This window comes from Aeromonas finlandensis (genome assembly GCF_000764645.1).
GTDB classification, from domain to species: Bacteria; Pseudomonadota; Gammaproteobacteria; order Enterobacterales; family Aeromonadaceae; genus Aeromonas; species Aeromonas finlandensis.
The window spans coordinates 1-2,567 of record NZ_JRGK01000258.1 but is presented as its reverse complement, the minus strand read 5'-3'; the positions used below and the strand labels follow the sequence as shown (position 1 = coordinate 2,567).

Below are 2,567 nucleotides of genomic sequence, written 5' to 3'. Positions count from 1 at the left end.
GGCCAGGACCGCCGCTTCTCGCACCAGCGCACTCTCGTCGCGCAGGCTTCTGGCCACCGCCACCAGACTGTTCTGGTTCGGATAGGCGGCCAGCTGGCGCAGGGCATCGGCCCGTACTGTCTCGGGCTGGGACAGATCTTGGGCGCTGTAAGCCCACTGCTGGATCTGGGCGGCCGAGGGCGCACTGGCCGCCACGGAGGCGGTGGGTGCCCCCTTCGCTGATGCGATGACCGGCGCCTCGGTGGTGACTCCCGCCAGCGCTGCACCAGACAGCGTCATGCCAAGGGCCAGCCACCATGAGCCCATGGTGCCGGAGCGGGGCTGACGGTACTCGCGGCGACTCAACATCCTCTTCATCGCTTATTTCCCCTGCCCATGTGCCATGACACCGTTGTTCACCTTCCCCTTGTTCATCAGCGCATCGCGGTACTTGCCATGGGCCACCGGATAACCGGCACGGCGCAGGATATAGGCCATCGACTGATCGATATGACTGAAAAACTTGTACCAACCGGCACAGAGGTAATTCAGACCTGCCTCCCCCTCGTGGGTGCGAATAAAGCGGTTCTTCGGGCACTCCCCATAGCAGGCAAACTGGTAGTCACACTGTTGGCATTGGCGGGTCAGGCTGCGCGATTTGGCAAAGCCGAACGCTTGCTGGGCGGGCGAATACGCCAGCTCACTGAGCGGCTGATGGTGGATATTGCCGATCTTGTACTTGGGATAGACATAGTGGTCACAGGCAAACACATCGCCGTTGGGCTCCATCGCCAGCCCCTTGCCGCAGATCTCCCCCAAGGTACAGAGGGGGTTCTTGCGTCCCATCCAGGTCTCGACACTCGCCTCGAAATATTGCACGAAGACCCGTCCCAGATCCCGCTGCACCCACTCATCGAAAATGGTGATGAGAAAATCCCCCCACCCCTCGGCCGAGACGCACCAGGGCTCAACCACCGCGTTCTTGTGCCAGGGATTGAGGCGCTTGTCCCCCTGCTTGAGCTGCTCCTGCGGCTGCCAGGTCTGGGGCGCGGTGGTGCGAAAACTCTTCTGCTCGACGATGGGGATAAACTGCATCTGGGGCGACTTCACCTCATCGCGCAGGAAGCGATAGACCTCCAGCGCATTCTTGCTGGTGAGGTTGTTCACGCAGGTCAGGGTGGCAAACTTCACCTTGTGCTTGTGCAGCAGCGCCACCGCCGCCATCACCTGATTGAAGGTGCCGCGCCCGGCACGGTTGACCCGATAGGCGTTGTGCAGCAGCTCGGGGCCATCGATGCTCAGACCAATGAGGAAGTTGTTGGCCGCCAGAAATTCGCACCACTCGTCGTTGAGCAAGATGCCGTTGGTCTGCAGATCATTGGCGATCACCACCCCTTGCGGCTGGTATTTGCGCTGCAACTCGACCACTTTGCGAAAATAGGCGAGCCCGAGCAGGGTCGGCTCGCCCCCCTGCCAGGAGAAGATGATCTCGGGGGTATTCTGCCCCTCGATATATTGGCGGATATAGGTCTCAAGGGTCTGCTCGTCCATCTGGGGCGAACAACCCTTCTTGTATTCCAGCAGATCCTGCTTGCTGAGGTAGTAGCAGTAGGTACAGTCGATGTTACACACGGCCCCGATCGGTTTGGCCATCACATGCATCCGCTTGGATGCCTTGCCGTTGAACTGTGGACCCTGAGTAATCACCATAACTGCACCACCTGAAAAATTGCTGTTTTGAGGCCTGCAGTCTAAAGGCTCGCGCTGTCACACGCTGGTTATACCCCTTATAACCAGCGGATATGGAGCGGGGTCTACACGCGGATACACGTCCAGAACGACATCCTTCACACCAGCCAGCTGACGCGGGTTAGGCAAAAAAGTCCCCGAGATCACAACGTTGATTCCCGGTGTGACGAACCCTCTCCCGCCCTTCGTCACAAGTGACGAACGTCACACTTCGACACAGTGCCGCCCCTTCGACACGGCGCGGCACTCAATTTAAAACCATTTAAAAACAGCCACTTAAAATAAATTCCACGTCAGCACCCAATCTGGCCCGCATCTTGCCAACCTGCCCCTATTCTCTCCGTTCGCGACACGACAAGGTAGGCTATGAACCGCTTCGTTATCGCTGACCCCAAGCTTTGTATCGGCTGTGGCACCTGTATGGCGGCCTGCAGTGAAGTACACAAGGCGCAAGGTTTGCAGCAAGCCCCCCGTTTAACCGTTATGCGACACGAGCAGGCAACCATGCCGGTTCAGTGCCGTCACTGTGACGATGCCCCCTGCATCAAGGTGTGCCCGGTCGAGGCAATTGCCCAGACCGGCGATTGCGTGCAGCTCAACGAGTCGCTCTGCATCGGCTGCAACCTCTGTGCCGTGGCCTGCCCGTTCGGTGCCATCCAGAGCGGTGGCAGCCGCCCGGTAGCCATGGCCAACAGTTACGACACCTATATCCCCTGCTCCATCCGCTCCAGCAACCCCTCTACCTCTGCCGGTCTGCGCTGTTTTGGCGAGGATCTGCTGAGCTGGGAGCCGGGGGTGCGCAGCATTGCGGTCAAGTGTGACCTGTGCGAGTTTCGCAC

General features: G+C 59.5%; 2 protein-coding genes and 1 pseudogene. 1 reads left to right on the top strand and 2 read right to left on the bottom strand.

From position 1 onward, the window contains the following. Together LD28_RS0113080 and LD28_RS0113075 are read right to left on the bottom strand one after the other, a co-directional pair. A pseudogene (locus tag LD28_RS0113080) lies at positions 1–357 on the bottom strand (hypothetical protein); the annotation flags it as partial. Positions 358–360: 3 nt separating this feature from the next. Continuing rightward, complete coding sequence (locus LD28_RS0113075) at positions 361–1,689, bottom strand: anaerobic sulfatase maturase (protein ID WP_033137400.1); 1,329 nt, start codon at positions 1,687–1,689, stop codon at positions 361–363. 405 nt (positions 1,690–2,094) lie between these two features. On the opposite strand from LD28_RS0113075, the gene LD28_RS0113070 reads away from it, so the two are divergent. Further along, positions 2,095–2,567 (top strand): 4Fe-4S binding protein (locus LD28_RS0113070; RefSeq protein ID WP_033137399.1); only part of this gene is annotated, 473 nt, incomplete at its 3' end.